Genomic DNA, 24,512 nt, shown 5'->3' with positions numbered 1-24,512 from the left:
ACCACTCGGAATCTGTATTTTGCGAAAATGTTGTGGTTATTACTACATTTTCCCTTGAGTGATGCCTTGAAAAAAGGTATTTGTAGCTTAACTTGATAAAAGAACAAACATCATGCTCTCGATTACGGTTGAACCGTGCACCTTTGCCTTGTTCGGCGCTCTTGGCGATCTCGCCCTGCGCAAGCTGTTTCCTGCCCTCTATCAACTCGATGGTGCAGGCCTCTTGCACGAGGATACGCGGATCATCGCGCTGGCCCGTGAGCCGGGCAGCGAGCAGGAACACCTGGCGTTCATCACCTCCGAGCTGCGCCGCTATGTGGGCGCCAAAGAGCTGGACGAAGCCGTGGTCGAGCGTTTTCTGGCGCGCCTGAGCTACCTGCACGTCGACTTCCTCAATCCCGATGATTATGTGGCCCTGGCCGAATCCGCCGGCAGTTCGCAGCGGGTCATCGCCTACTTTGCGACCCCGGCCGCCGTGTACGGCGCAATTTGCGAGAACCTGGCCAAGGTCGGCCTGGCGGAAAACACCCGCGTGGTGTTGGAAAAACCCATCGGTTCGGACCTGGAATCCTCGCGCAAGGTCAACGACGCCGTGGCACAGTTCTTCCCGGAGAACCGCACCTATCGCATCGACCACTATCTGGGTAAAGAGACCGTCCAGAACCTGATCGCCTTGCGTTTCGCCAACAGTCTGTTCGAAACCCAGTGGAACCAGAACTACATCTCCCACGTGGAAATCACTGTGGCCGAGAAGGTCGGTATCGAAGGCCGCTGGGGTTACTTCGACAAGGCCGGCCAGCTGCGGGACATGATCCAGAACCACCTGCTGCAACTGCTCTGCCTGATCGCCATGGACCCGCCGGCCGACCTGTCCGCCGACAGCATCCGCGACGAGAAGGTCAAAGTGCTCAAGGCCCTGGCGCCGATCAGCCCGGAAGGCCTGACCACCCAGGTGGTGCGCGGCCAATACATCGCTGGCTACAGCGAAGGCAAAGCGGTGCCGGGGTACCTGGAAGAACCCAATTCCAACACCCAGAGCGACACCGAAACCTTTGTCGCCCTGCGTGCCGACATCCGCAACTGGCGCTGGGCCGGCGTGCCGTTTTACCTGCGTACCGGCAAGCGCATGCCGCAGAAGCTGTCGCAGATCGTCATCCATTTCAAGGAACCGTCGCACTACATCTTCGCTCCCGAGCAGCGCCTGCAAATCAGCAACAAGCTGATTATCCGCCTGCAGCCGGACGAAGGCATTTCCTTGCGTGTCATGACCAAAGACCAAGGCCTGGACAAGGGCATGCAGCTGCGCAGCGGTCCGTTGCAGCTGAATTTTTCCGACACCTGGAGCAGCGCACGGATTCCCGATGCCTACGAGCGGTTGTTGCTGGAAGTGATGCGCGGCAATCAGAACCTGTTTGTCCGTAAAGATGAAATCGAAGCCGCGTGGAAGTGGTGTGACCAGTTGATCGCCGGGTGGAAAAAATCCGGTGATGCGCCCAAGCCGTACGCGGCCGGGTCCTGGGGGCCGATGAGCTCCATTGCTCTGATCACGCGGGACGGGAGGTCGTGGTATGGCGATATCTGATTTGAAACTGCCCCAGGGCGTCAGCGCCCATGGGTTCAAGAGCCCGGTGCTGCTGGCTGAAAGCCTGGCACTGAACGTGGCGAAACAACTGAGCGATGCGATCGACGCCCAGGGCACTGCGACCCTGGTGGTGTCCGGTGGCCGCAGCCCGGTGGCGTTTTTCCTGCACCTGGCCAAGCAGACGCTGGACTGGTCGAACGTGGTGATCAGCCTGGCCGACGAGCGCTGGGTACCGGTGGAGCACGCCGACAGCAACGCCGGTCTGATCAAGCGTTACCTGTTGCAAGGCCCGGCGGCCAAGGCGCAGTTCCTGAGCCTGTACAGCGCCAGTGCCAACCTGGAACAGGCGGCCGAGCAGGCCGACCGCTTGCTGTCGGAGTTGCCGGTGATCGACGTGCTGATCCTCGGCATGGGCGATGACGGCCACACCGCGTCGCTGTTCCCCAACAGCCCGAACCTTGCCGAGGCATTGCAGGCCGATGGCGTTCGTCGCTGCTGGCCGATGCTGGCGCCGACCGTGCCGCATCAGCGCCTGACCATGAGCCGCGCGCTGCTGGCCTCGGCCAAGCACAAGGTTCTATCGATTTCCGGTCAGTCCAAGCTGACCACCCTGAGTACCGCACTGGCCGGTGATGATGTCGCCGCAATGCCGATTCGCGCGTTTCTGCAACCCACGTTAGAGATTTACTGGTGCCCATGAGCCAAGGAACAGCCGCTATGACAAACCCATCCCCGACCGTTTCCATGGCGGATAAAGTTGCCCTGATCGACAGCATCTGTGCGAAAGCGCGGATCCTGCCGGTGATCACCATCGCCCGCGAGCAAGACGTTCTGCCGCTGGCCGACGCCCTTGCGGCCGGTGGCCTGACAGCCCTGGAAGTGACCCTGCGTTCGCAATTGGGCCTCAAGGCCATCCAGATTCTGCGCGAGCAGCGTCCGGAGCTGGTGACCGGTGCCGGCACCGTGCTGGATCGCCATATGCTGGTGGCGGCGGAAGCGGCCGGCTCGCAATTCATCGTCACCCCAGGCATCACCCGTGACCTGCTGGAAGCCAGCGTCGCCAGCCCGATTCCACTATTGCCAGGCATCAGCAATGCCTCGGGCATCATGGAAGGCTACGGCCTGGGTTATCGCCGCTTCAAGCTGTTCCCGGCGGAAGTCAGCGGCGGCGTCGCGGCCATCAAGGCTTTGGGCGGTCCGTTCGGCGAAGTGAAATTCTGCCCGACCGGCGGCGTGGGACCTGCCAACATCAAGAGCTACATGGCGTTGAAAAACGTCATGTGCGTGGGCGGTAGCTGGATGCTTGATCCGGAGTGGATCAAGAACGGCGACTGGGCCCGCATTCAGGAGTGCACCGCCGAGGCTTTGGCGCTGCTGGACTGATCGCTTCACCCTACACCTCGTTGTGTGTTCTACGGCTTTACGGTGCGCTTGGTCGGTGCACCGTTTTTTTTTGCCTGAAGAAAGTTGCCCGGATCGACTCATATCCCCACAGGGACAAGGACATCCAGCGATACATAGTTACCGCATAACGAAAATTGACCGGTGCTAGCCTGCGTTCATCTTATGGAAGAGAGAACGTCATGGACGCCAACACCTCAGTTGCACCCCCGGCACCGGTCTGCCTGCTGTCTCCCGAGCAGATTGCCGGCCCGTATTTCCGCAACCCCAAACTGATCCGCAGGAACATCAGCGAAGGCGCCGAAGGCGTTCCGTTGGTATTGCGGTTGACCATTGTCGATGCCATGACCGGTGAGCCGGTCCCCGATGCGTTGGTGGACATCTGGCACTGCAATGCCCGCGGTGCCTATTCGGGCTGGAGCAAGATCAACCCGGACGTCGAGGTCGATACCGGAGACATCGGCGCCGTGCCGCGCACCGATGACGATACCTACCTGCGCGGCGGGCAGTTCACCGACAAGTCGGGCATCGTGCGCTTCACCACGATCTATCCGGGTTTTTACGCCGGCCGCGCCTTGCACATTCACGTCGCCGTGCGCATCACGGCCGGCAACAACTATCTGCAAGAACGGCATGTCGCCTGGGTCGGGCAGCTTTACCTGCCTGAGGTGGCCTCGCGCTCGGTACTCGGCAGTCGCCCGTACAGCGGCCGAACGGTGCCGGTCCTGGCCAACGACCAGGACTTTATCTATACAACCATGGGCGGTGAAAAATCGACCTTGAGCGTGCACACCCTGGGGCGGGATTCGGCTGAAGACGGCTACTTCGGGCAGATGACCATCGGCATCGACACGTTCGCCGTGTCGACACAGATCAGGCCCGAGGACTTTGACAAATACACCGTCTGACGTCAGCCCAGTTCGGTCAGTGCCCTGGCCAGCACATCCATGTCAGATGCGGTGGTGGTAAGCCCCGGTGTAATGCGGATGCACGGACCGCATGCGGCGCCACTGCGGGCCACGGTGAACAGGTTGTATTCATTGAGCAGGCGCTCGACCATGAGTTGCTGGTCGGCATGCCGGGTAAAACGCATCGAAGTGATGCCGCAATACAGGCGCGGATCATCCGGTGTCAGGACTTCGACACCCGGCAACTGCCGCGCTGTCGCGACCCAGCGGTTGCGCAGATAGTTAAGCCGCGCGCCCTTGGCCGCGGCACCCCCCATCGCCCAATGTTCTTCAAGCACCAGCGGTAGAGTCATCAGCGCCGGGATATTGGGGGTGCTGTACGAGGTACGGGCGCGAATGTCAGTGGGCGGAAAATGCATCTCGCCCATGTCCGGATCGATGTCGGCCAGGCGTTCGAGGGCGATGTAGATAAAACCCAGGGTCAGCGGTGCGCCGATCCACTTGTGCAGATTGAAGCCGGCGAAGGCGATACCGAGCTCGGTCAGGTCGAATTCAAGCTGGCCGAGGGCATGGGCGCCGTCGAGGATGACGTCGATGCCATGCTCCTTCGCAGCCGCTGCAATCGCCTGCACCGGCATCACCAGGCCCGTGCGATGGGTGACGTGGGTCAGGGCCATCAGCTTGAGCCGCGGATACCGCGCGAAGGCTTGCCGATAGGTATCGAGCAGGCTGTCGAAGGTGGCCGGGTGTGCGTGTTCGATCTCGATCACTTCAACGCCGCGACTACGCGCCAGCCAGCGCATGGCGCCTTTGACCGTGTCGTATTCCAGATCGCAAATCAGTACCTGATCGCCGGGCTGCAGCCGGTTGTAGTTGCGGATCAGCGACTGCAAACCTTCCGAGGCGTTACGGGTCAGGGCGATGCTGTCGGCGGGGACGCCAATCAACCTGGCCAGTTGCGCACGGATCTTCAGGCTGTCGCCTTGTTCGAAACGCTGGCGCACGTACACCGAATTGCTGCGGTTGATCAGCTCGATGTTGCGCTGGTATTCCTCGACCACCGTGCGCGACATGCGTGCGAAGTAACCGTTCTCCAGGTTGAGCGGGCCGGGTTCGACATCGTAGCGGTCGGCAAAGGTTTGCCAGAAGGCTTCATCACGGGCGCGGCGGGTGTTGTCGGGCATGGGGGACTCGGTAGGTGTTCAGTGGCGCGGGGCAGGTTTGCCGTGTTTGGCGCGCAGCGGTTCGAGCAAGTCCGACAAACCGTTGTGGTCGATCTCCTGCATCAGGGCCAGCAGGCCACCCAGCTCGCCATGGGGAAAGCCTTCCCGGGCGAACCAGTTCAGGTAAGGGCCGGGCAGGTCGGCAATGATTCGACCCTTGTACTTGCCAAAGGGCATTTCGCGGGTGATCAGCAGTTCGAGCTTTTCAGGATTCATCAATCGGTCGTCTTGATTCAGTCAGTCTGGAAAATACAGGCATTCTGCATGCAGGCCAAATGACAGATCATGCAAATAAAACGGATACAGATTTTCTGATAATGGCTAACTGTTTGAAAAATAATGAATAAGTAAACAATTCCAGACTGGCATGCAGGGTGCACGACTCATTGCATCTTTCATCAACCGCGAGGAACTGAAAATGACCGACATGAATAAAGAAGCGATTTCTGTACTCAACGACCTGATTGAAACCAGCAAGGACGGTCAGGCCGGGTTCAAGACTTGCGCTGAAGACATCAAGCACCCTGAACTCAAGAGCCTGTTCATCAAGCGTTCGGCCGATTGTGCGACAGCCGCCGCGGAATTGCAGTCTGCCGTACGCTCGATGGGTGGCGATCCGGAAACCTCCACCAGTGTCAGCGGTGACCTGCATCGTCGTTGGGTCGACGTGAAGTCGATGTTCACCGGCAAGGGCGAGGAGGCTGTACTCAATGAAGCCGAGCGCGGTGAAGACCATGCGCTGAAGGCTTACCAGGACGCCATGGAGAAAATCAACAAGCACAACCTGGTGGGCATTCGCGATCTGGTTGAGCGTCAGTACCACGGCGCGCAACGAAATCACGATCAGGTCAAGGCTCTGCGTAACCAGGCGCGTGCGCGTTCGTAATGCCTGGTTGAAACAACTGTAGGAGCGAGCTTGCTTGCGATAGCGCCAGTTCAGTCAACATCAATGTTGAATGTCAGGCCCTCATCGCGAGCAAGCTCGCTCCCACAGTGTTTGTTTTTGCCCCGTCAATCAGCCGATGCTGATGGCCGGCAGTTCCGTCAACGTCACGCTCTGTTGCTTGCGTGGCGCGAGGATCTCCGCCTCGCCATCGACCACCAGTTCATCTCGCTGGTTGAACACGCGAGTGGCAATGCGCACGCGAAACTTCGGCAGTTTTTCGAGGATCTCCAGGCGCACGGTCAGGGTGTCGCCGATCTTCACCGGCTTCTGAAAGCTCATTTGCTGGCCGATATAGATGGTCCCCGGCCCAGGCAATTCGCAGGCGACCGCAGCGCTGATCAACGCACCGCTGAACATGCCGTGGGCGATGCGCTCCTTGAACATGGTGCTGGCGGCGTAATCGGCATCCAGGTGTACCGGGTTGTGGTCGCCGGACATCGCAGCGAACAACTGGATATCGCGCTCTTCGACCGTCTTGCTGAAACTGGCGGTCTGGCCGACTTCGAGGGCTTCGTAAGGGGTGTTGGTAACCTGGGTCATCTGTCTCAATTCCTGTGACGAATTAAAAAATCCACAAAAAACTATTCGGACCGGTGCGGCCGAGGAGCGCTCAAGGCCTGTGCGATCCAGTTCAGCACATCGGCGATGATTTCATCGCGATTGCTCTCATTGAACAGTTCGTGCCGCGCCTGCGGGTAAACGGTCAGTTGCAGGTGCTGGCTGCCGGCCGCCCGCAACGCGTCGGCCAGATCCTTGAGACGTTTGCCTTCGCTCACCGGATCACATTCGCCGCCAATCACCAGCAACGGCAGGCCCGGGTCGATCTGCGCGAGATTGGACGCTTTGCTGATTTGCTGCAAGCCGCCGAGCAAATCGATCCACAGTTGATTGGTGCAGCGAAAGCCGCAGAGCGGGTCGTTGACGTACAGATCGACCTGCGCCGGATCACGGCTGAGCCAGTCGAACGGCGTGCGTGCCGGTTTGAATTTGTTGTTGAACGAGCCGAACGACAGCCATTCGATCAAGGCGCTGCGTCCTTTGCGGCCCTGGCGCAGGCGTTCGAGACGGGCGATCTGCCTTGCCGCACGATAAAGCGCCACAGGCTGGAAGTTCGAGCCGCTGAGGATTGCCCCGTGCAGGCTGGCACTGTGGTGCAGCAGATAGGCCTGGGCGATGTAACTGCCCATGCTGTGACCGAGCAGCACGATCGGGACGCCAGGGTGCTGCTGGCCGATGTGCTGGTTGAGGCTGGCCAGGTCGCTCACGACCTTGCACCAGCCATCGTCATCGGCGAAATGTCCGAGTGTCCCGTTTTCGGCAGTTTTGCCATGTCCCCGCAGGTCAGGGGCACACACGCCATAGCCCTGCTCACAGAGTTTTTCCGCCAGGGGACCATAGCGAGCGCTGTGTTCGGCCATGCCGTGGGCCAGCAGAATCATTGCCTTGAGGCTGCCGTCGGGGAGCCACTGGTTGACGAAGAGGCGGCTGTGGTCGCTCGTGGTCAGCCAGAAAGTGTCATGGATCATGGCGGTTCCTTTGCATGAGGCTGCTTGGTCTGAAACAGCTCGTTGCAGTTTATAGCGCATCCTTGGCCGGGCGTCTGATCAGCCTACGCCACGGCGAGTAGATTCATACGGTCAATGACGGCCGTGGGCATATTTGCCTGCTACGTCATAACTGCTAGTGTCCGTGAAGCTCCGCTTTTTGCATTTTTTTTGAAAAGTGACAGAGAAGTGGCCCCGGATAGATTCAGGTAAAGAGGACAACAACAATGCAACCTGATTTCTGGAATGACAAACGCCCGGCCGGCGTCCCCCTGGATATCGATCTGGGAGCCTACAAGTCGGTAATCGAGGTGTTCGAGCGTTCCTGCAAGAAGTTTGCTGACCGCCCTGCGTTCAGCAACATGGGCGTGACCCTGACCTACGCCGAGCTGGAACGCCAGAGCGCAGCCTTCGCCGGCTACCTGCAAGCCCACACCGACCTGGTACCGGGTGACCGCATTGCGGTGCAGATGCCCAACGTCCTGCATTATCCGATTGCCGTGTTCGGAGCCTTGCGCTCCGGATTGATCGTGGTCAACACCAACCCGCTGTACACCGCGCGGGAAATGCGTCATCAGTTCAAGGATTCCGGTGCCCGGGCGCTGGTGTACCTGAACATGTTCGGCCAGAAAGTCCAGGAAGTGCTGCCCGACACCGATATCCAGTTCCTGATCGAAGCGAAGATGGGCGACCTGATGCCCACCGCCAAGGGGTGGCTGGTCAACACGGTGGTGAGCAAGGTCAAGAAGATGGTCCCGGACTACTCCTTGCCCCAGGCCGTTTCCTTCAAGAGTGCGCTGCGCATGGGCCGTGGCCTGGGTATCAAGCCACTGAAGGTCGGCCTCGACGACATCGCCGTGCTGCAATACACCGGCGGCACCACGGGCCTGGCCAAGGGCGCGATGCTGACCCACGGCAACCTGGTGGCGAACATGCAACAGGCACGGGCCTGCCTCAGTCAGTCGGCCAGCGACGGGCAACCGCTGCTGCGCGAAGGCCAGGAGGTGATGATCGCGCCGCTGCCGCTGTACCACATCTATGCTTTCACAGCGAACTGCATGTGCATGATGGTGACCGGCAACCACAACGTGCTGATCACCAATCCGCGGGACATCGCCGGCTTCATCAAGGAACTGAAGAACTGGCGGTTCTCGGCGTTGCTGGGGCTGAACACTCTGTTCGTCGCGCTGATGGATCATCCGGACTTCAAGACCCTGGACTTCTCCAGCCTCAAGCTCACCAACTCCGGTGGCACTGCGCTGGTCAAGGCCACCGCCGAGCGTTGGGAGCAACTGACCGGTTGCCGCATCACCGAAGGTTACGGCCTGACCGAAACTTCCCCGGTGGCCTGCACCAACCCCTATGGCGACCAGTCGCGGATTGGCACGGTCGGCCTGCCAGTGCCGGGCACCACGCTGAAAGTCATCAATGATGACGGTGTCGAGCAACCTTTGGGCGAACGCGGCGAGTTGTGCATCAAGGGCCCGCAGATCATGAAGGGCTACTGGCAGAAACCCGATGCCACGGCCGAAGTGCTGGATGCCGAGGGCTGGTTCAAGTCCGGTGACATTGCGGTGATCGACCCGGACGGTTTCGTGCGCATCGTTGACCGCAAGAAGGACATGATCATTGTCTCGGGCTTCAACGTGTACCCGAACGAGATCGAAGACGTGGTGATGGCTCACCCGAATGTCGCCAACTGTGCGGTCATCGGTGTGCCCGACGAGCGGTCGGGGGAGGCGGTGAAGTTGTTCGTGGTGGCCCGTGAAGCAGGGGTCAGCCTTGAAGAGCTGAAGGCTTACTGCAAGGAAAACTTCACGGCGTACAAAGTCCCGAAGCACATCGTGCTGCGTGAGTCGCTGCCGATGACGCCGGTGGGCAAGATTTTGCGGCGGGAGTTGCGTGATATCGCGTAGCAGGTCGTAGAGACCGGCGCGGCTCCAAAAGATCGCAGCCTTCGGCAGCTCCTACAGGGAACGCATTTCTTTGTAGGAGCTGTCGAAGTCTGCGATCTTTTGCTTTGAGTCCCGGTTTTAGCGGGCTACAGGGCTTTATAGGTTTTTTGCTCTAAAATGACTGCTTGCAAGTCTTGAGTCACAATTGTGACCGTAGAGGCCGCTTTTGGCTCTAGTCGACCCTTGGCAAAGCTGCTACTCTCGGCGCGCTTTGTGACTTCTCGGCCTTCTATCAGCCAGATTCACCAATGACCAAACACCAATAATAATCGCATCAAATGCGGTGCTGAATTCGCGTTGCTGAGGAGTGGGCTTCCATGATCGAAGACTTTTGGAAGGATAAGTACCCAGCTGGGATTGCTTCCGACATCAATCCAGACGAGTATCCGAATATTCAGGCAGTGTTGAAGCAATCCTGCCAACGCTTCGCCAACAAGCCGGCATTCAGCAACCTGGGCAAGACACTCACCTACGGTGAACTGTACGAATTGTCCGGTGCGTTTGCCGCTTATCTGCAACAGCATACCGATTTGCAGCCTGGCGATCGAATCGCCGTGCAACTGCCCAACGTGTTGCAGTACCCGGTAGCCGTCTTCGGTGCAATCCGCGCCGGGCTGATCGTGGTCAACACCAACCCGCTCTACACCGCGCGGGAAATGGAACACCAATTCAACGACTCCGGTGCCAAGGCCCTGGTCTGCCTGGCCAACATGGCGCACCTGGCGGAAACCGTGGTGCCGAAAACCGGCGTCAAGCACGTGATCGTCACCGAAGTCGCCGACCTGTTGCCACCGCTCAAGCGTCTGCTGATCAACAGCGTCATCAAGTACGTGAAGAAGATGGTGCCGGCCTATCACTTGCCCAAGGCCGTCAAGTTCAACGACGTGCTCAGCAAAGGCATGGGCCAGCCAGTGGCGGAAGCCAGTCCGGCCAGTGGCGATGTCGCGGTACTGCAATACACCGGCGGCACTACCGGCGTGGCCAAGGGCGCGATGCTGACCCACCGCAACCTGGTGGCGAACATGCTGCAGTGCAAGGCGCTGATGGGCTCCAACCTCAATGAAGGTTGCGAGATCCTGATCACGCCACTGCCGCTGTACCACATCTATGCCTTCACCTTTCACTGCATGGCGATGATGCTGATCGGCAACCACAACATCCTGATCAGCAACCCGCGCGACCTGCCGGCGATGGTCAAGGAACTGTCAAAGTGGAAGTTCAGCGGCTTCGTCGGCCTGAACACGCTCTTCGTGGCCCTGTGCAACAACGAAGGCTTCCGCAAGCTGGATTTCTCCGCGCTGAAAGTCACCTTGTCGGGCGGTATGGCCCTGCAACTGGCCGCGGCCGAACGCTGGAAAGCGGTGACCGGTTGCGCTATCTGCGAAGGCTACGGCATGACCGAAACCAGCCCGGTGGCGACGGTGAACCCGATCCAGCACATCCAGATCGGCACCATTGGCATTCCAGTGCCGTCGACCCTGTGCAAAGTCATCAACGATGCCGGTGTCGAGCAGCCGCTGGGCGAAATCGGCGAGCTGTGCGTGAAGGGGCCGCAAGTCATGAAGGGTTACTGGCAGCGCCAGGAAGCCACGGATGAAATCCTCGACAGCGAAGGCTGGTTGAAGACCGGTGACATCGCCCTGATCCAGACCGATGGCTACATGCGCATTGTCGATCGCAAGAAAGACATGATCCTGGTGTCCGGCTTCAACGTGTACCCGAACGAACTCGAAGACGTGCTGGCGACACTGCCGGGCGTGCTGCAATGCGCGGCCATCGGTGTACCGGACGAGAAGTCGGGCGAGGCGATCAAGATTTTCATCGTCGCCAAGCCGGGCGTTACCCTGACCAAGGAACAGGTGATGGAGCATATGCGCGCCAACGTCACCGGCTACAAGGTCCCGCGCTCCGTGGAGTTCCGCGATGCACTGCCGACCACCAACGTCGGCAAGATCCTGCGTCGTGAATTGCGCGATGAAGAGCTGAAGAAGATCAACGCGAAGAAAGCCACTGCGTAATCAACAAAAAGCCCCGCAGATGCGGGGCTTTTTTTGGATGCCTGATAAGTCATTGGTGCCTGTCAGGCCGTCTTCGTCGGAACGCCGCCCAGAGCAAGCCCGCTCCCACATTCGACCGCATTCTTGCTGGAGGAACTCGGTTAAATGTGGGAGCGGGCTTGCTCGCGAAGCTTTTAGCTTTTTGGGTTACTGGCGAAACGGTGCAAAGTTGACGTTGGTGCCCGCCGGGCGCATGTCCTGCAGGAAGGAGTCCTTGTCGGCGCTCAGTTCCAGGCTCAATGCCGCCTTGCGCTTGCCTTCATTGCGCACCACCAGGCCTTCGAGCTTCTCGCGCAGGAACACCGTCGGCACTTTCAGGTGCAGCAGTTCGTCGGTGGCCGGCGTGTGCATCAGCAGGTGAATCCACTCGTACTGACCGATTGCAAGGCGCGTCACCGGGAGGTCGAACCACCAGATGTTGCGGTTACGGTTCAGTTCGGCGAAGTGGCAGTTGTTGACGCCAAGCACAGCACCGCCGAGTTCCTGGTTTCTGCGGGCAATGGCCTGCTTTTTATCGAGTTTCATAACGTTCCTACGGGATTGGATCTTCAGCGCCAAGGCCTGAATGTGTTGCGCATTCTCAGGGGTTGGCCCGCAAACATAAAGCGCAACCTGCATTGAACGATGAAATGTCGTGGTGAAATAAATGAAACTCCCCGCAAAAGCCCTCGGTCAACCTTGTGTAACGACTTTCCTGCATTGAAATGTCTTAAATGAAAAGAAGACGCGGCCATCTTCAGATGGCCGTTTTTGTGTCAGCCTGAACTTGCACGCTGAATTTGTTTCAAAGTCGCCAACTGGGCTACCTTGATGAAAGAAAACAGCCCCTGAGTCGCCACGACTTCAACCCCAATCCGTATGCGGCGAATGGAGACGCGAATGATTTTTCCGGACATGAGAGGCTTGCCCCTGCACCGTGTGATGATGCGCACGGTCACCGAGTTCATGGCCGACGAGATGTCGACCTATGCCTCGGCGCTGGCCTATCAAATGCTCTTTTCGCTGTTTCCGTTCATTCTGTTCCTGATCGCCCTGATCGGCTTCCTGCATCTGCCCGACTTTTTCTCCTGGCTGCGCCTGCAATCGGAACTCGTATTGCCGCCCCAGGCGCTGGAGCAGGTCAACCCGGTAATTGACCAGCTTCAGCAGTCCAAGGGGGGGCTGCTGTCGGTGGGTATCGTGATTGCGCTGTACACCGCCTCCGCCGGCGTGCGGCTGATGATGAGCGCGATGAACGCCGCCTACGACGTGGTTGAAGGGCGCCCGCTGTGGAAACGCTTTCCGTTGTCGATCATCTACACCGTCGGCATTGCCGGCATGCTGCTGATCGCCGCGGCACTGATGGTGCTCGGGCCACAGGTGATGAGCTGGATCGCTGCGCAGGTCGGCCTTGAGTACTTCATCGTCACCCTCTGGACCATCGCGCGCTGGCCGGTGATCGTGATCCTGCTGATGGTCGCGGTGGCGTTGATCTACTACGTCATGCCGGACGTCAAACAGGAATTCCGCTTCATCACCCCAGGCTCAGTGCTGGCGGTGGTGGTATGGATCATCGCGTCCCTGGGCTTCGGTTTGTACGTCAAGGAGTTCGCCAACTACAACGCCATGTATGGCAGTATCGGTGCGATCATCGTGCTGTTGCTGTACTTCTACATTTCCGCCGCAGTGCTGCTGCTGGGCGCGGAAATGAATGCCGTGATCGAGCACATGTCGCGAGAGGGCAAGGACCCTGGCGAAAAAGTGGCTGGCGAGCATGGTCCCGTCCATGAGGAAAAGCACCATGTATCGGGGTTGGGCCGCGATCACTCACACAAACCGACCATTGATGAAACCTGATCATGATTCGTGAAATTCTGAAAATGGGCGATGAGCGCCTGCTGCGCATTGCCCCGCCAGTACCGGTCGAAATGTTCGACAGCCCCGAGCTGTGGCAACTGATCGATGACATGTTCCAGACCATGGAAAGTGTGGGGGGCGTTGGCCTGGCGGCTCCGCAGATCGGCGTCGACCTGCAACTGGTGATCTTCGGCTTCGAGCACAGCGAGCGTTATCCGGATGCCGAGGCCGTGCCGCAGACGATCCTGATCAACCCGTTGATTACACCGCTGAGCCCGGGCCTGGAAGAGGGCTTCGAAGGCTGCCTGTCCGTGCCTGGCCTGCGTGGCGCGGTGCAGCGTTATCAGCAGATTCGCTACGAAGGCGTCGACCCCAAGGGTGAACCCATCGTGCGCTTTGCCTCGGGGTTTCATGCACGGGTGGTGCAGCATGAGTGCGATCACCTGATCGGCCGACTGTACCCGTCGCGCATTACCGACTTCAGCAAGTTTGGCTTCACCGAGGTGATGTTCCCGGACCTGGATCCCAGCGCGGACGATTAAATCGCCGCAAAACCCCGTGGGAGCGGGCTTGCTCGCGAAGAGGTCCGGTCAGTCAACATTGTTGGCGACTGATACACCGCCTTCGCGAGCAAGCCCGCTCCCACATTTTTGATCCCGGTTACTTCGGCGCCAAACCCATCGCAATCATCGGCTTGCTGCGCGCATAGCGGCTCAACCGTTCAACCATCGCGTATGGCATCGGCGGATCGAACGTAAACCCGCGTCGCTCATAAAACCCTCGCAAGTCCGGATGGCAGAACAGCCATACCGGCAGTTCGCACTCCTTCACCGCGGCCGCAATCAACCCGGCGGCAAGCCCTTGCTCGCGACAGGCCGGATCGACCAGCAATCCGGTCAGCCAATGCCCGCCGGACACCGGACGCAAACACAGCACGGCAACAATCCGGTCACGTCGGGCCACCCACAACTGCGCGTCGCGCACCGCTTTCATCGATGACTGGTGAGCGCGATAGAACTTGTTCATCAATGGCCATAACGGCTCGTCGAGCAGGGCGTATTGGGTGTCGGGCATGGTCTTTGGCTGTCGGTGTGCAAAGCGGGCGATTATAAAAGAACGCGCGCGCCGGGATAGGTGTATACCTGATCTCACATCCCCATGAGTGGAGTACGCATCATGTCCAAAGGTATGGATTCAAAGAAAGCGGCGAAAAAGAAACCAGCGAAAACCGCCATTGAAAAGCGCGCGGACAAGAAAGCCAAGAAGGTCGGCGTGTTCGGTCACTGATCCCGCATTGATTGATCGCTCCCATGCAACATGGGAGCGATCCTCCTGAAAATAATCTGCAAGATTTCCCAAGGTCATTGCACAGAAGGGGACTGGTCCCCGATCTGAGCAACGCCATGCCCCATTACTTTGATAGCGCCCACCAAGCAGAAATCGAAACCCTGCGCCGTCGCTTCACCGCCCGCACCGAATGGCCGACCTGGTTGCTGTTGATCAGTGTGTATGGCGTCTGGTTTGGCATCGTATTGAACAGCCATCGATTGGGTTTGTGGTGGAGCACGCTGTTGCTGATTCCATTGCTGGTGCTGTGGTTATCCGTGCAACACGAACTGCTGCACGGCCATCCCACGCGCTGGCCAACCCTTAACAAAATCCTGGGCTACGCGCCATTTGCCGTCTGGTATCCGTACACCTTGTACCGCGATAGCCATTTGCTGCATCACCGCGACGAGGACCTGACGATTCCCGGTCGAGATCCGGAAAGCCGTTACCTGAGCGCCGGGCAGTGGCAGGGTAGTTCACCGCTGGTGCGCAGCCTGTGCTGGCTGAACAAAACCGTGCTCGGCCGCTTTGCCCTGGGTGCACCGCTGGCCTTGCTGGCGCTGGCCCGGGAAGAGCTGCAACGCCTGAGAGCGGGCGAGCGACAGGCCTGGCTGATGTGGTTGAGTCACGGCTTGATGACCGGGTTGATGTTGCTGTTTATCGCAAGCTTCAGTGTATTGCCGGTTTGGCATTACCTGTTTTTGATCAGTGTGCCGGCGCTGTCGATCGCCATGATTCGTTCCTACTATGAACATCGGCCTCATGCCGCGCCGGAGCAACGCACGGTGCTCAATGAAGCGGCGTGGCCGTGGCGCTGGCTGTTCCTGAACCTCAATTTTCATCTGGTGCATCACGAGTTGCCGGGGTTGCCCTGGTACGACTTGCCCCACGCTTACCGGGCCCGCCGCGAGCAATGGCTGGCGCGCAGTGGTGGATTCCTGGTGCAGGGTTATGGGCAGTTGTGGCGTGAGCATGGAGTGAAGGCCATCGACAGCCCGAGGCATCCGTTTTACTGATTTTTTGAATCGCCACTGACCTACTGTGGGAGCGAGCTTGCTCGCGATAGCGGAGTCACAGATTGCATGGATGTTGACTGACACGACGCCATCGCGAGCAAGCTCGCTCCCACAGGGGATTTTCGTTGCATGGGACAATATCGATGACCCAACACATTGCCGAACTGCTGATGTACACCGCCCCCGACCCCATCCATCAGGCCAACGCACGCTGGCTGGCGCGAATCTTCGAGCATCTGGGCGGCACCCGCCGTGATACCGAAGGCCTGTCCCTGATGCAAATGTGGTTGTCGCCGCACTTGCTGCTGACACAAACCTGCGGTTATCCGCTGATGACGGCATTGCGCGGCAAGGTCCGGGTGCTGGGGCGGCCTCATTATGAACTGCCGGACAGCAGCGGCGGTAATCATTGCAGCCTGATTCTGGGGCGCCTTGATGATGCACGGCGAACCCTGGCGGATTTTCGCGGCAGCCGAGGCGTGATCAATGGCCTGGACTCCAACAGCGGCATGAACCTGCTGCGCCACCGGTTGGCGCCACTGCAACGTGACGGGCGTTTTTTTGCCCGGGTCGGAATCAGCGGCAGCCATCGAGAAAGCCTGCGCTGGTTGCGCGAAGATCTTGCCGATCTGGCGGCCATCGACAGCGTTACCTTTGCCTATCTGGCACGCCATGCCGCAGAGGAAGTGGCTGGATTGCGGGTGATCGCCCGCAGTGCGTTCAGTCCCGCCTTACCGATCATTACTGCCGCGACGGTCAGCGATGAACTGGCTGAAGAGCTGCTGAAGCTGATGAACCTGGCGTTGCGCGAACTGCCAGAGGTTGCCGAAACCCTCGGTTTGCCAGAGGTGCTGCCGGCCAACGAAAGCGACTATCAGGTTGTGCTCGACTATCAGCGTGAGGCTGAGACGTTGGGGTATGGGGATTTGCGATAGAGGCTTGTCAGGAGTTATTTTTAATTCCATAAGTGAATATAAAAATAAGTTTTAAATATTATTAATGAATAAGGCTCCTTGCTAGGATTCGCCTCACCGGACCACCGGACATTCAGCGACCCCTAACCCAGGAGCCCCTATGTCCGGCGCCGATATTCTTCATCGCAAGTGCGTGGACGGATTGTTCCGCGCCCACTACCACTGGCTCTGCACGCGACTGCGTCAGTCCCTGAACGATGCCGCCGCTGTCGAAGACATTGTCGGCGAAACCTTCGTGCAACTGCTCCAGGCCCCAAGCCTGACGGCAATCCGTGAACCCCGTGCCTTGCTCACCACCATCGCCCGGCGCCTGCTCTATCAGCGCTGGCGTCGAGGTGATCTGGAGCGCCAGTACCTTCAACAACTGCAACAGGCCGAGCCGGTCCACGCCGAATCGCCGGAGGCACTGGCTCAGTTGTCCCAGACCCTGACCCGTGTGGAGCGCAGTCTTCAGCGGCTGCCAGGCAAAGTCCGCTCGACCTTCCTGCTGTCGCGGATCGACGGCCTGACCTATCCGCAAATTGCCGCTGCGCTGGGCATCTCCCTGCGTTCAGTCAGCGACTACATGAGCCGCTCCCAGGCCCTGTGCGACCGGCACAGCGCCAACCAATCCCTGAACCGTCCCCTCCAGAACAAGAGGTCCGCATGAGATCGATCAAAACCCTGCTCGGCAGTTCGCTGCTGGCCCTGAGCCTGTTGTCCCACCCCGCATCGGCCACGGAAAAAACGGCACCTATTCACTTTGGCGACATCACTTGGGAAAGCGGCAGCCTCATCACCGAAATCCTGCGCCTGATCGTTGAAAAAGGTTACGGCTACCCGACCGACACGCTGCCGGGCAGCACCGTCAGCCTTGAAGCGGCGCTGGCGAAAAACGATATCCAGGTCATCGGTGAAGAGTGGGCAGGGCGCAGCCCCGCCTGGGTCAAGGCGGCGGCGGAGGGCAAGGTGTTTGGCCTCGGCGATACGGTCAAGGGCGCCACCGAAGGGTGGTGGGTGCCGGAGTACGTGATCAAGGGCGATCCCGAGCGCGGCATCAAGCCGTTGGCCCCGGAGTTGAAGTCCGTTGCTGACCTGGCGAAATACAAAGACGTATTCCGCGACCCTGAAGACCCGAGCCGCGGACGCTTCCTCAACAGCCCGACCGGCTGGACTTCGGAAATCGTCAACAGCCAGAAACTCAAGGCCTATGACCTGACCGCCAGCTACGTCAACTTCCGCACCGGTTCCGGTGCAGCTCTGGACGCAGAAGTAGCGTCGTCGATCCGCCGAGGCAAACCAGTGCTCTTCTACTACTGGTCGCCGACACCGCTGCTGGGGCGCTTCAAACTGGTGAAACTCGACGAGCCACCGTTCGACGCCGAAGCCTGGAAAACCCTGGCCGACGCCAACAACCCGAACCCCAAAGGCACGCGCTCGATGCCGGCCAGCCTGGCCATTGGCGTGTCGGCACCGTTCAAGGCGCAGTATCCGGATCTGGTGACGTTTTTCGAAAAGGTCGACCTGCCGATTGATCTGTTGAACCAGACCCTGGGCCAGATGAGTGAAAAACGGCAGAAACCCCGTGAAGTCGCCGAAGCGTTTTTGCGTGAGCAGCCGCAGGTGTGGAAGGGCTGGGTGCCGGGGGAGGTGGCCACCAGGGTGAGTACCAGCTTGTAGTGCTTTCTGACGTTTCTGCAGTGTTTGAGCTGCCGTCTTCGCGAGCAAGCCCGCTCCCACATTGGGTCTGTTGTGTCCACAAATCCCGTGGTCAACAAAGAACCCCTGTGGGAGCGGGCTTGCTCGCGAATGTTCTCAAGTCTTACGCCAATTTGCTGTCCTGTGCCGTTCTCATGCTCGACGGGCGGCAACCCCCAACAAGCAGCTGAATCGTTTTTGTCCTCAATGCTGGCCGACTAGTGGCCTTGCAAGCCCAAGGTTGCTGTCTATGATCAGCTGTAACTAACCATATCGGCCGTGATGGGGCGGTTGATGGCTTGGCGAAAGAGTGCGCAAACGAACGCACCAACACTTGGTGACAGGGAGTTGTCCGTTAAATGGAATTTGTTGTGAACCTGTTAGGGCTGGCCCGCATGCGGGCTATCAAGAGAAGGATGTCTTGATGAGCGTGTCGCTGTAAGGACCCTCCGATTGATCATCAATTATCACCTGACTAGTCCTTCTTTTTTGGAGGGATGCGTGTGCCTGTTCCGTGGAACGTAGTGGTGGATGTGAAAGACCTGCAACTTTCATCAATCAAAAACCGCGCTGAAGGTGATACAACCATGTTCAACCTACATCACAAGGCTGACCTGCTGGAAATCGAACGCTTCAGCTGTGCGCTGACTGAGGCCAATGCCAAGTTGGCGGCGATCAGTCGTTCGATGGCGATGATTGAGTTCACCCCGGATGGCACCGTCATCGATGCCAACGAAAACTTTTGCAATGCCATGGGCTACAGCGCCGACGAAGTGCGCGGCAAGCATCACCGGGTCTTTTGCGAGGAGCAGTATTACCGCAGCGACGAGTACACCAGGTTGTGGCGTGACCTGGCGCGGGGCGAGCCGCTGAGCGGGACCTTTTTGCGCTTGCACAAGAGTGGCCGGGAGATCTGGCTCGAAGCCAGCTACATGCCGGTGCTGGGCCCTGACCGGCAGGTGAAAAGTGTGATCAAGGTAGCCACCGACATCACCGCACGGATCAACAAGGAACACGAAAACGAAAGCAGGCTCGCCGCGATCGGTCGTTCAATGGCCGTGATCGAGTTCACGCCCGAAGGCAAGGTCATCAGCGCCAACGAGAACTTCCTGAAAACCATGCAGTACTCGCTCAATGAAGTGGTGGGGCAGCATCACAGCCTGTTCTGCCACCGTGCCGAATCCGAGTCCCAGGGTTACCGGAATTTCTGGGCTTCGCTTAACCGTGGCGAATATCACTCCCACCGTTTCGAACGCAGGAACAAGCAAGGTCAGACGGTATTCCTGGAGGCGTCCTACAACCCGTTGTTCGACGCCAAGGGGCGGTTATACAAAGTGGTCAAGTTCGCCAGCGATATCACCCACCAGATGACCACCCTGCAAACCGCCGCAGAATCGGCCCACAGCACTTCAGTGCAAAACGACGTCTGCGCGCGCAAGGGTTCCGAAGTGGTGCAGCAGACGGTGCAGATCATCCAGGATATTTCCCGGGATTTGAACGAGGCGGCACTGAGTATCGACGCCGTGAGCAAACAGTCCGACATCATCGGCACCATCGTGCAGACCATTCGCGGCATTGCCGATCAGACCAACCTGCTGGCGCTCAACGCGGCAATCGAAGCGGCCCGCGCTGGTGAGCACGGGCGCGGGTTTGCGGTGGTGGCCGATGAAGTGCGCAGCCTCGCGGCACGCACCAGTCAGGCGACGCTGGAGATTGTCGAGGTGGTGCGCAAGAACCACGATTTGTCGCTCAGCGCGGTGTCGAGCATGCAATCGAGCCTGAGTCGAACCGGGCTCGGCGTTGAATTGGCGAATGAGGCAGGGGAGGTGATTCTGGAAATCCAACAGGGTTCGCGGCATGTGGTGGATGCGATCAGTCAGTTCAATTCGACATTGCAATTGAACTAGTCGCGGCAAATGAAAAAGGGTCCCGGTAGAGGGACCCTTTTTTATTGTGTGTGGCGGCAACCTGTGGCCATTCAGGGTAAGCCGTTGCAGCAATGCTTCAGGAAACCGGGGTGTTGCGCCAGGCGTTTGAAATACTCATCGACGGCGGGGTAGTCGGGCCGGTCGATCGGCGTCATCAGCCAGCGGTTGACCGACAAACCGATGACAACGTCGGCCAGGGTAAAGCGTGGCCCGGCGACATACGCCTTGGTGGTCGCGAGTTGATGCTCGAGGATGCCCATTTTCTGGTTCCAGCCGCGGATGCCGACTTCCAGGCGATGGGCGTCCTGGAACTCCGGGTCCTTGCGCACCAGCGCCATGAACGCATAGCTCCAGGACGGATTGAGCTCGGTGGCTTGCCAGTCCATCCACTGCTCAACCCGGGCGCGTGCCGCCGGTTCGACGGGCAGCAGATCGTGCTGGTGTTGGTGTTTGCCGGCCAGATAGCGGCAGATGGTATTGGATTCCCACAACACGCCGGCCTCATCGATGATCACCGGCACCTGTGCGTTGGGATTGAAGCGCAGGAACTCGGGGCTGTGGGTGGATGCAAAACCACTGCCCCAGTCCTCGCGTTCGTAGGTTATGCCCAGCTCCTCACAGGTCCACAGCACTTTTCGGACGTTGATGGACGAGGCTTTGCCGAGAATCTTCAATGTATGTTCCATTTGAGCTGCTCCATCGCGAAAGGCGTATATGCAATTGTAGGAGCTGCCGAAGGCTGCGATCTTTTGATCTTGATTTTTAGAGATCGCAGCCTTCGGCAGCTCCTACACTTGGCGAGACGGGAAACTATGTACTCTCGCGCACCTTCAACTCAAACCCCATGTCCTGCACCGGCCTGGCCACGGTGTTGCCGGCCATCAGCGTCAGCATCTGCTCCGCCGCGCGGCGGCCGATGGCTTCGCGTGGGGTGTTGATGCTGCTCAGGCGCGGAACCATGTGTTCGGACATGGGCAAGTCGTTGAAGCCGAGGATCGCCACTTGTTCCGGGATCTTGATCCCGCAGCGCATGGCTTCAAGCAGGGCGCCCTGGGCCAGGTCATCGTTGCCGAAGAAGATCGCATCGACATCCGGATGACTGGCCAGCAGTTGCAGGAACAACTCGCCACCGAGGCCGACGGAGGAGGAGCGGGGCGTCAGCACTTCCAGGTCCGGGTCATACAAACCGGCCTTTTGCAGGGCCTTGCGGAAACCTTCGCCGCGCAGCAAGGTACGCTGGTCCAGTTGCGCGCCGATGTAGGCCAGGCGTTTGCGGCCGCGGGACAGCAAGTGTTCGGCGGCCGTTTCGCCGGCGGCCAGTTGCGAAAAGCCAACGCAATTGAGCCCGGCGGCGCTGTCCAGTTCCATCATGTACACACACGGAATGTTGCTGGCTTCGATCATCCGCCGCGAACTTTCAGTGCGGTCGAAACCCGTCAGCAACAAGCCGCGGGGTTGATAGGCCATGTAGTTGCGCAGCAGGTTTTCTTCTTCATCGCGCGAATAATGGAAGTTGCCGATCAGCACTTCGAAGCCCTTGGGGCGCAAAACCCGATGAATGGCTTCCAGGGTGTCGATGAACAGCAAATTGGATAATGAAGGCACCAACACCACCACCGATTGGCTCTGGGCTGAGGCCAGGGCGCGGGCGGCAGGGTTGACCACATAGTTGAGTTCCAGCGCCGCTTTCTGCACCTTTTCCACCAGTTCGGTGGCCACGGTGCTGACGCCACGCAACGCGCGGGAGGCGGTGATCGGGCTGACGCCGGCCAGTCGGGCAACTTCGTTCAGGGTAGGGCGGCCAGTGGTGCGGGTATTTTTATCGTTCTTGGTTGTGTTCATCGACGGCTTGCCAAACAAAATTCAAGGCACTAAGGTAGCGCTGTCTCGATGCAGCTGCAAATGCGTGAGCAAGGGTTCGCCTGATCCTTGCTTTTTGGTGTCGGGACCTAACCTGCTGCAACCCATAAAATGACAAGAAAGGCGTCGGCAACTTCTGCTTTTGGTCTAGTGTCATAACTGGCAAAGGTAGCGCTGTCTGCGCGCTGAGGTGTTACATGAATCATCCCATCACCGCCCTGGTCATCATGGGCGTTGCCGGTTGCGGCAAGACGTGCGTCAGCGAGGCCCTGTGCCATTTGAGCGGCGCCACTGCCATTGAAGGCGACTCTTTTCACCCTGCCGCCAATATCGAAAAGATGAGCGCGGGTATTCCCCTGAACGATGAAGACCGTGCCGGCTGGCTCGACAGCCTGTGCGATGAACTGCGCCGTGTCGACGCCAAGGGCCAGCGCCCGGTGCTGACCTGTTCGGCGCTCAAGCATATCTATCGCGAACGTCTGCGCAGTGCCTTGCCGGGCCTGGGCTTCGTGTTCCTTGAGTTGACTCCCGAAGTCGCCGCCGACCGTGTCTCCCATCGGCCAGGCCACTTCATGCCGTCGACCCTGATCGACAGCCAGTTCGCCACCCTCGAATCGCCCGTCGGCGAGCCATTGACCCTGGCGCTGGATGCTTCGACCCATAACGTCGAGCAACTGGCGGCGCAGGCTCATGCTTGGTGGCAGGCGAACGGCCTGAAGCAGGCGGTATGACTGTGTTTGCAAAGACAGCGCTGTCCTCACGACTTCTGATCAACCCGCTTTAATAACAACAACAACCAGGAGACACCCCTAATGTTTGGCATGTCCCACGAGACGTTCCTGCTGCTCGATGCAGTGGTCACGGTGATCGGGCTTATCGTCCTGATCACCAAGTTCAAGTTGCACCCATTCCTCGCACTGATCATCGCCGCAGCCTTCCTCGGGCTGACCTCCGGCATGCCGATCGGCACGATCATCAAGGCGTTCCAGGACGGCTTCGGTGGCGTGCTTGGTTTTGTCGGCATCATCCTCGCGCTGGGCACGATGCTCGGCAAAATGATGGCCGAATCAGGCGGTGCGGATCAGATTGCGCAGACGTTGATCCGCGCCTTCGGCAAGGACAAGGTGCAGTGGGCGATGATGTTCGCCGCGTTCCTGGTCGGCATTCCGCTGTTCTTCGAAATCGGCTTCGTGTTGCTGATTCCGCTGGTGTTCATCGTGGCCCGCCGCACCGGCGTGTCGATCATCAAGATCGGTATCCCGCTGCTGGCTGGTCTGTCCGCGGTGCACGGCCTGGTGCCACCGCACCCGGGCCCGTTGCTGGCCATCGGCGTGTTCGGTGCCGACATCGGCAAGACCATTCTGTACGGCCTGATCGTTGCGCTGCCAACCGCCATCATTGCCGGCCCGATCTTCGGTACGTTCATTGCCAAGCACATTCCCGGTCATCCGAACCAGGAGCTGGTGGATCAACTGGCGCGCGAAACCGATTCGGCTGAACTGCCGAGCTTCGGCATCACGCTGGTGACCGTGCTGCTGCCGGTGTTCCTGATGCTGCTCAAGACGTTTGCCGACGTGGTGCTGCCCGATGGCAACATCTTCCGCGCTTTCATGGACCTGATCGGTCACCCGATTTCGGCATTGCTGCTGGCATTGCTGCTGTCGCTGTATACCTTCGGCTACAAGCAGGGCATCGGTTCCAGCCAAATGATGAAATGGCTGGATGCGAGCCTCGCGCCGACCGCCGCGATCATCCTGATCATCGGTGCCGGTGGCGGCTTCAAGCAGATGCTGGTGACCAGCGGCGTGGGTGACGTGATCGGCCACATGGCGGTGAACGCACAGATCTCGCCGATCCTGCTGGCCTGGCTGGTGGCGGCGGTGATCCGTATCGCCACCGGTTCGGCGACCGTGGCGACCATCACTGGCGCCGGCATCGTGGTGCCGGTGGTGGGGATGATCCCGGGTGTGAACCGTGAACTGCTGGTGCTGGCCACCGGTGCAGGCTCCCTGATCCTGTCCCACGTCAACGACGCCGGTTTCTGGCTGGTCAAGCAGTACTTCAACATGACCGTGGCCGAAACCTTCAAGACCTGGACCGCGATGGAAACCATCCTCTCCGTGGTTGGCCTGGGCTTTATCCTGTTGTTGTCGCTGTTCGTCTAAGCGAATCGACAGACACAAAAAAACCGCAGCGATGCGGTTTTTTTGTGGGTGACCTGTAGGAGCTGCCGAGTGTAACGAGGCTGCGATCTTTTGACTCTACACGGCAAGATC

The 24,512-nt window shown here is 59.2% G+C and carries 24 protein-coding genes and 1 pseudogene; 17 read left to right on the top strand and 8 right to left on the bottom strand.

Going from position 1 to position 24,512, the window contains the following annotated elements; translation table 11 throughout:
* Window positions 1-112 precede the first annotated feature (112 nt).
* The 4 genes from zwf (at window position 113) to ACMDB8_RS21570 (ending at window position 3,891) form a co-directional block, all read left to right on the top strand.
* Complete coding sequence (gene zwf / locus ACMDB8_RS21585) at window positions 113-1,582, top strand: glucose-6-phosphate dehydrogenase (RefSeq protein ID WP_056725950.1); 1,470 nt, start codon at window positions 113-115, stop codon at window positions 1,580-1,582.
* Complete coding sequence (gene pgl / locus ACMDB8_RS21580) at window positions 1,569-2,282, top strand: 6-phosphogluconolactonase (RefSeq protein ID WP_056725949.1); 714 nt, start codon at window positions 1,569-1,571, stop codon at window positions 2,280-2,282. The genes zwf and pgl overlap by 14 nt, the downstream gene beginning before the upstream one ends.
* A gap of 17 nt (window positions 2,283-2,299) precedes the next feature.
* The gene (locus tag ACMDB8_RS21575; protein WP_056725947.1) at window positions 2,300-2,965 is read left to right on the top strand and encodes a bifunctional 4-hydroxy-2-oxoglutarate aldolase/2-dehydro-3-deoxy-phosphogluconate aldolase; all 666 of its coding nucleotides are present in this window, start codon (window positions 2,300-2,302) and stop codon (window positions 2,963-2,965) included.
* Window positions 2,966-3,165: 200 nt separating this feature from the next.
* Entirely contained in the window at window positions 3,166-3,891 is a 726-nt protein-coding gene (locus ACMDB8_RS21570) for an intradiol ring-cleavage dioxygenase (RefSeq protein ID WP_056725946.1), read from the top strand.
* A gap of 2 nt (window positions 3,892-3,893) precedes the next feature.
* On the opposite strand, the gene ACMDB8_RS21565 is transcribed toward ACMDB8_RS21570, so the two are convergent.
* On the bottom strand, window positions 3,894-5,075 hold the full coding sequence (locus ACMDB8_RS21565) for an aminotransferase class V-fold PLP-dependent enzyme (protein ID WP_056725944.1): 1,182 nt from the start codon (window positions 5,073-5,075) through the stop codon (window positions 3,894-3,896).
* A gap of 18 nt (window positions 5,076-5,093) precedes the next feature.
* The gene (locus ACMDB8_RS21560) at window positions 5,094-5,330 is read right to left on the bottom strand and encodes a DUF3820 family protein (protein WP_003227425.1); all 237 of its coding nucleotides are present in this window, start codon (window positions 5,328-5,330) and stop codon (window positions 5,094-5,096) included.
* Window positions 5,331-5,532: 202 nt separating this feature from the next.
* Between ACMDB8_RS21560 and ACMDB8_RS21555 the strand changes: the two genes are divergently transcribed.
* Window positions 5,533-6,000 carry a ferritin-like domain-containing protein gene (locus ACMDB8_RS21555; protein WP_409078373.1) on the top strand — a complete coding sequence of 156 codons (468 nt, stop codon included), beginning with the start codon at window positions 5,533-5,535 and terminating at the stop codon, window positions 5,998-6,000.
* A gap of 129 nt (window positions 6,001-6,129) precedes the next feature.
* Here ACMDB8_RS21555 and ACMDB8_RS21550 read toward each other — a convergent pair whose 3' ends face one another.
* Together ACMDB8_RS21550 and ACMDB8_RS21545 are read right to left on the bottom strand one after the other, a co-directional pair.
* A complete protein-coding gene (locus ACMDB8_RS21550) occupies window positions 6,130-6,600 on the bottom strand; it encodes a MaoC family dehydratase (RefSeq protein WP_056725943.1) in 471 nt (156 codons plus the stop codon).
* Window positions 6,601-6,641: 41 nt separating this feature from the next.
* Window positions 6,642-7,586 (bottom strand): alpha/beta hydrolase, encoded by a 945-nt coding sequence (locus tag ACMDB8_RS21545; protein ID WP_056725941.1) that lies wholly within the window; start codon window positions 7,584-7,586, stop codon window positions 6,642-6,644.
* A 245-nt stretch (window positions 7,587-7,831) separates the two neighbouring features.
* On the opposite strand from ACMDB8_RS21545, the gene fadD2 reads away from it, so the two are divergent.
* On the top strand, window positions 7,832-9,520 hold the full coding sequence (gene fadD2 / locus ACMDB8_RS21540; RefSeq protein ID WP_056725939.1) for a long-chain-fatty-acid--CoA ligase FadD2: 1,689 nt from the start codon (window positions 7,832-7,834) through the stop codon (window positions 9,518-9,520).
* 356 nt (window positions 9,521-9,876) lie between these two features.
* Window positions 9,877-11,577: a long-chain-fatty-acid--CoA ligase FadD1 gene (fadD1, locus tag ACMDB8_RS21535; RefSeq protein ID WP_056725937.1), complete on the top strand. Its 1,701-nt coding sequence runs from the start codon at window positions 9,877-9,879 to the stop codon at window positions 11,575-11,577.
* A gap of 186 nt (window positions 11,578-11,763) precedes the next feature.
* Here the strand turns inward: fadD1 and ACMDB8_RS21530 are convergent, their stop codons facing one another.
* Window positions 11,764-12,141, bottom strand: coding sequence for a hypothetical protein (locus ACMDB8_RS21530; RefSeq protein ID WP_008054262.1), 378 nt, complete (start codon window positions 12,139-12,141; stop codon window positions 11,764-11,766).
* A gap of 354 nt (window positions 12,142-12,495) precedes the next feature.
* On the opposite strand from ACMDB8_RS21530, the gene ACMDB8_RS21525 reads away from it, so the two are divergent.
* Together ACMDB8_RS21525 and def are read left to right on the top strand one after the other, a co-directional pair.
* Complete coding sequence (locus ACMDB8_RS21525; RefSeq protein WP_056725935.1) at window positions 12,496-13,452, top strand: YihY/virulence factor BrkB family protein; 957 nt, start codon at window positions 12,496-12,498, stop codon at window positions 13,450-13,452.
* 2 nt (window positions 13,453-13,454) lie between these two features.
* Complete coding sequence (def, locus tag ACMDB8_RS21520) at window positions 13,455-13,994, top strand: peptide deformylase (protein ID WP_056725933.1); 540 nt, start codon at window positions 13,455-13,457, stop codon at window positions 13,992-13,994.
* A gap of 118 nt (window positions 13,995-14,112) precedes the next feature.
* Here def and ACMDB8_RS21515 read toward each other — a convergent pair whose 3' ends face one another.
* A complete protein-coding gene (locus ACMDB8_RS21515; RefSeq protein WP_409078372.1) occupies window positions 14,113-14,526 on the bottom strand; it encodes a GNAT family N-acetyltransferase in 414 nt (137 codons plus the stop codon).
* A gap of 329 nt (window positions 14,527-14,855) precedes the next feature.
* Here ACMDB8_RS21515 and ACMDB8_RS21510 point away from each other — a divergent pair, with 329 nt between their 5' ends.
* The 6 genes and pseudogenes from ACMDB8_RS21510 (at window position 14,856) to ACMDB8_RS21485 (ending at window position 20,355) form a co-directional block, all read left to right on the top strand.
* Window positions 14,856-15,797 (top strand): fatty acid desaturase, encoded by a 942-nt coding sequence (locus ACMDB8_RS21510; RefSeq protein ID WP_056725930.1) that lies wholly within the window; start codon window positions 14,856-14,858, stop codon window positions 15,795-15,797.
* Between the two features lie 143 nt (window positions 15,798-15,940).
* The gene (locus ACMDB8_RS21505) at window positions 15,941-16,732 is read left to right on the top strand and encodes a phosphate/phosphite/phosphonate ABC transporter substrate-binding protein (RefSeq protein ID WP_409078371.1); all 792 of its coding nucleotides are present in this window, start codon (window positions 15,941-15,943) and stop codon (window positions 16,730-16,732) included.
* A 139-nt stretch (window positions 16,733-16,871) separates the two neighbouring features.
* Entirely contained in the window at window positions 16,872-17,420 is a 549-nt protein-coding gene (locus ACMDB8_RS21500; RefSeq protein ID WP_409078370.1) for a sigma-70 family RNA polymerase sigma factor, read from the top strand.
* Window positions 17,417-18,430: an ABC transporter substrate-binding protein gene (locus ACMDB8_RS21495; RefSeq protein WP_056725924.1), complete on the top strand. Its 1,014-nt coding sequence runs from the start codon at window positions 17,417-17,419 to the stop codon at window positions 18,428-18,430. Before ACMDB8_RS21500 ends, ACMDB8_RS21495 begins: the two co-directional genes overlap by 4 nt.
* Window positions 18,431-18,945: 515 nt before the next feature.
* Window positions 18,946-19,806: pseudogene (locus tag ACMDB8_RS21490) on the top strand (PAS domain-containing protein); the annotation flags it as partial.
* A 9-nt stretch (window positions 19,807-19,815) separates the two neighbouring features.
* The gene (locus tag ACMDB8_RS21485; protein WP_227698141.1) at window positions 19,816-20,355 is read left to right on the top strand and encodes a methyl-accepting chemotaxis protein; all 540 of its coding nucleotides are present in this window, start codon (window positions 19,816-19,818) and stop codon (window positions 20,353-20,355) included.
* Between the two features lie 71 nt (window positions 20,356-20,426).
* Here ACMDB8_RS21485 and ACMDB8_RS21480 read toward each other — a convergent pair whose 3' ends face one another.
* The gene (locus ACMDB8_RS21480; protein WP_409078369.1) at window positions 20,427-21,062 is read right to left on the bottom strand and encodes a glutathione S-transferase family protein; all 636 of its coding nucleotides are present in this window, start codon (window positions 21,060-21,062) and stop codon (window positions 20,427-20,429) included.
* 124 nt (window positions 21,063-21,186) lie between these two features.
* Window positions 21,187-22,218 carry a LacI family DNA-binding transcriptional regulator gene (locus tag ACMDB8_RS21475; RefSeq protein WP_056725920.1) on the bottom strand — a complete coding sequence of 344 codons (1,032 nt, stop codon included), beginning with the start codon at window positions 22,216-22,218 and terminating at the stop codon, window positions 21,187-21,189.
* 215 nt (window positions 22,219-22,433) lie between these two features.
* On the opposite strand from ACMDB8_RS21475, the gene ACMDB8_RS21470 reads away from it, so the two are divergent.
* Both ACMDB8_RS21470 and ACMDB8_RS21465 read left to right on the top strand, forming a co-directional pair.
* Window positions 22,434-22,967, top strand: a complete 534-nt coding sequence (locus tag ACMDB8_RS21470; protein WP_056725918.1) for a gluconokinase — start codon at window positions 22,434-22,436, stop codon at window positions 22,965-22,967.
* Between the two features lie 81 nt (window positions 22,968-23,048).
* Window positions 23,049-24,401, top strand: coding sequence for a GntP family permease (locus ACMDB8_RS21465; protein WP_007974485.1), 1,353 nt, complete (start codon window positions 23,049-23,051; stop codon window positions 24,399-24,401).
* Window positions 24,402-24,512 lie beyond the last annotated feature (111 nt).

The organism is Pseudomonas monachiensis (genome assembly GCF_047345015.1).
Classification (GTDB): domain Bacteria; phylum Pseudomonadota; class Gammaproteobacteria; order Pseudomonadales; family Pseudomonadaceae; genus Aquipseudomonas; species Aquipseudomonas monachiensis.
Note: the sequence above shows the minus strand (reverse complement) of the source record. Positions and strands in the feature narration are given on the sequence as shown.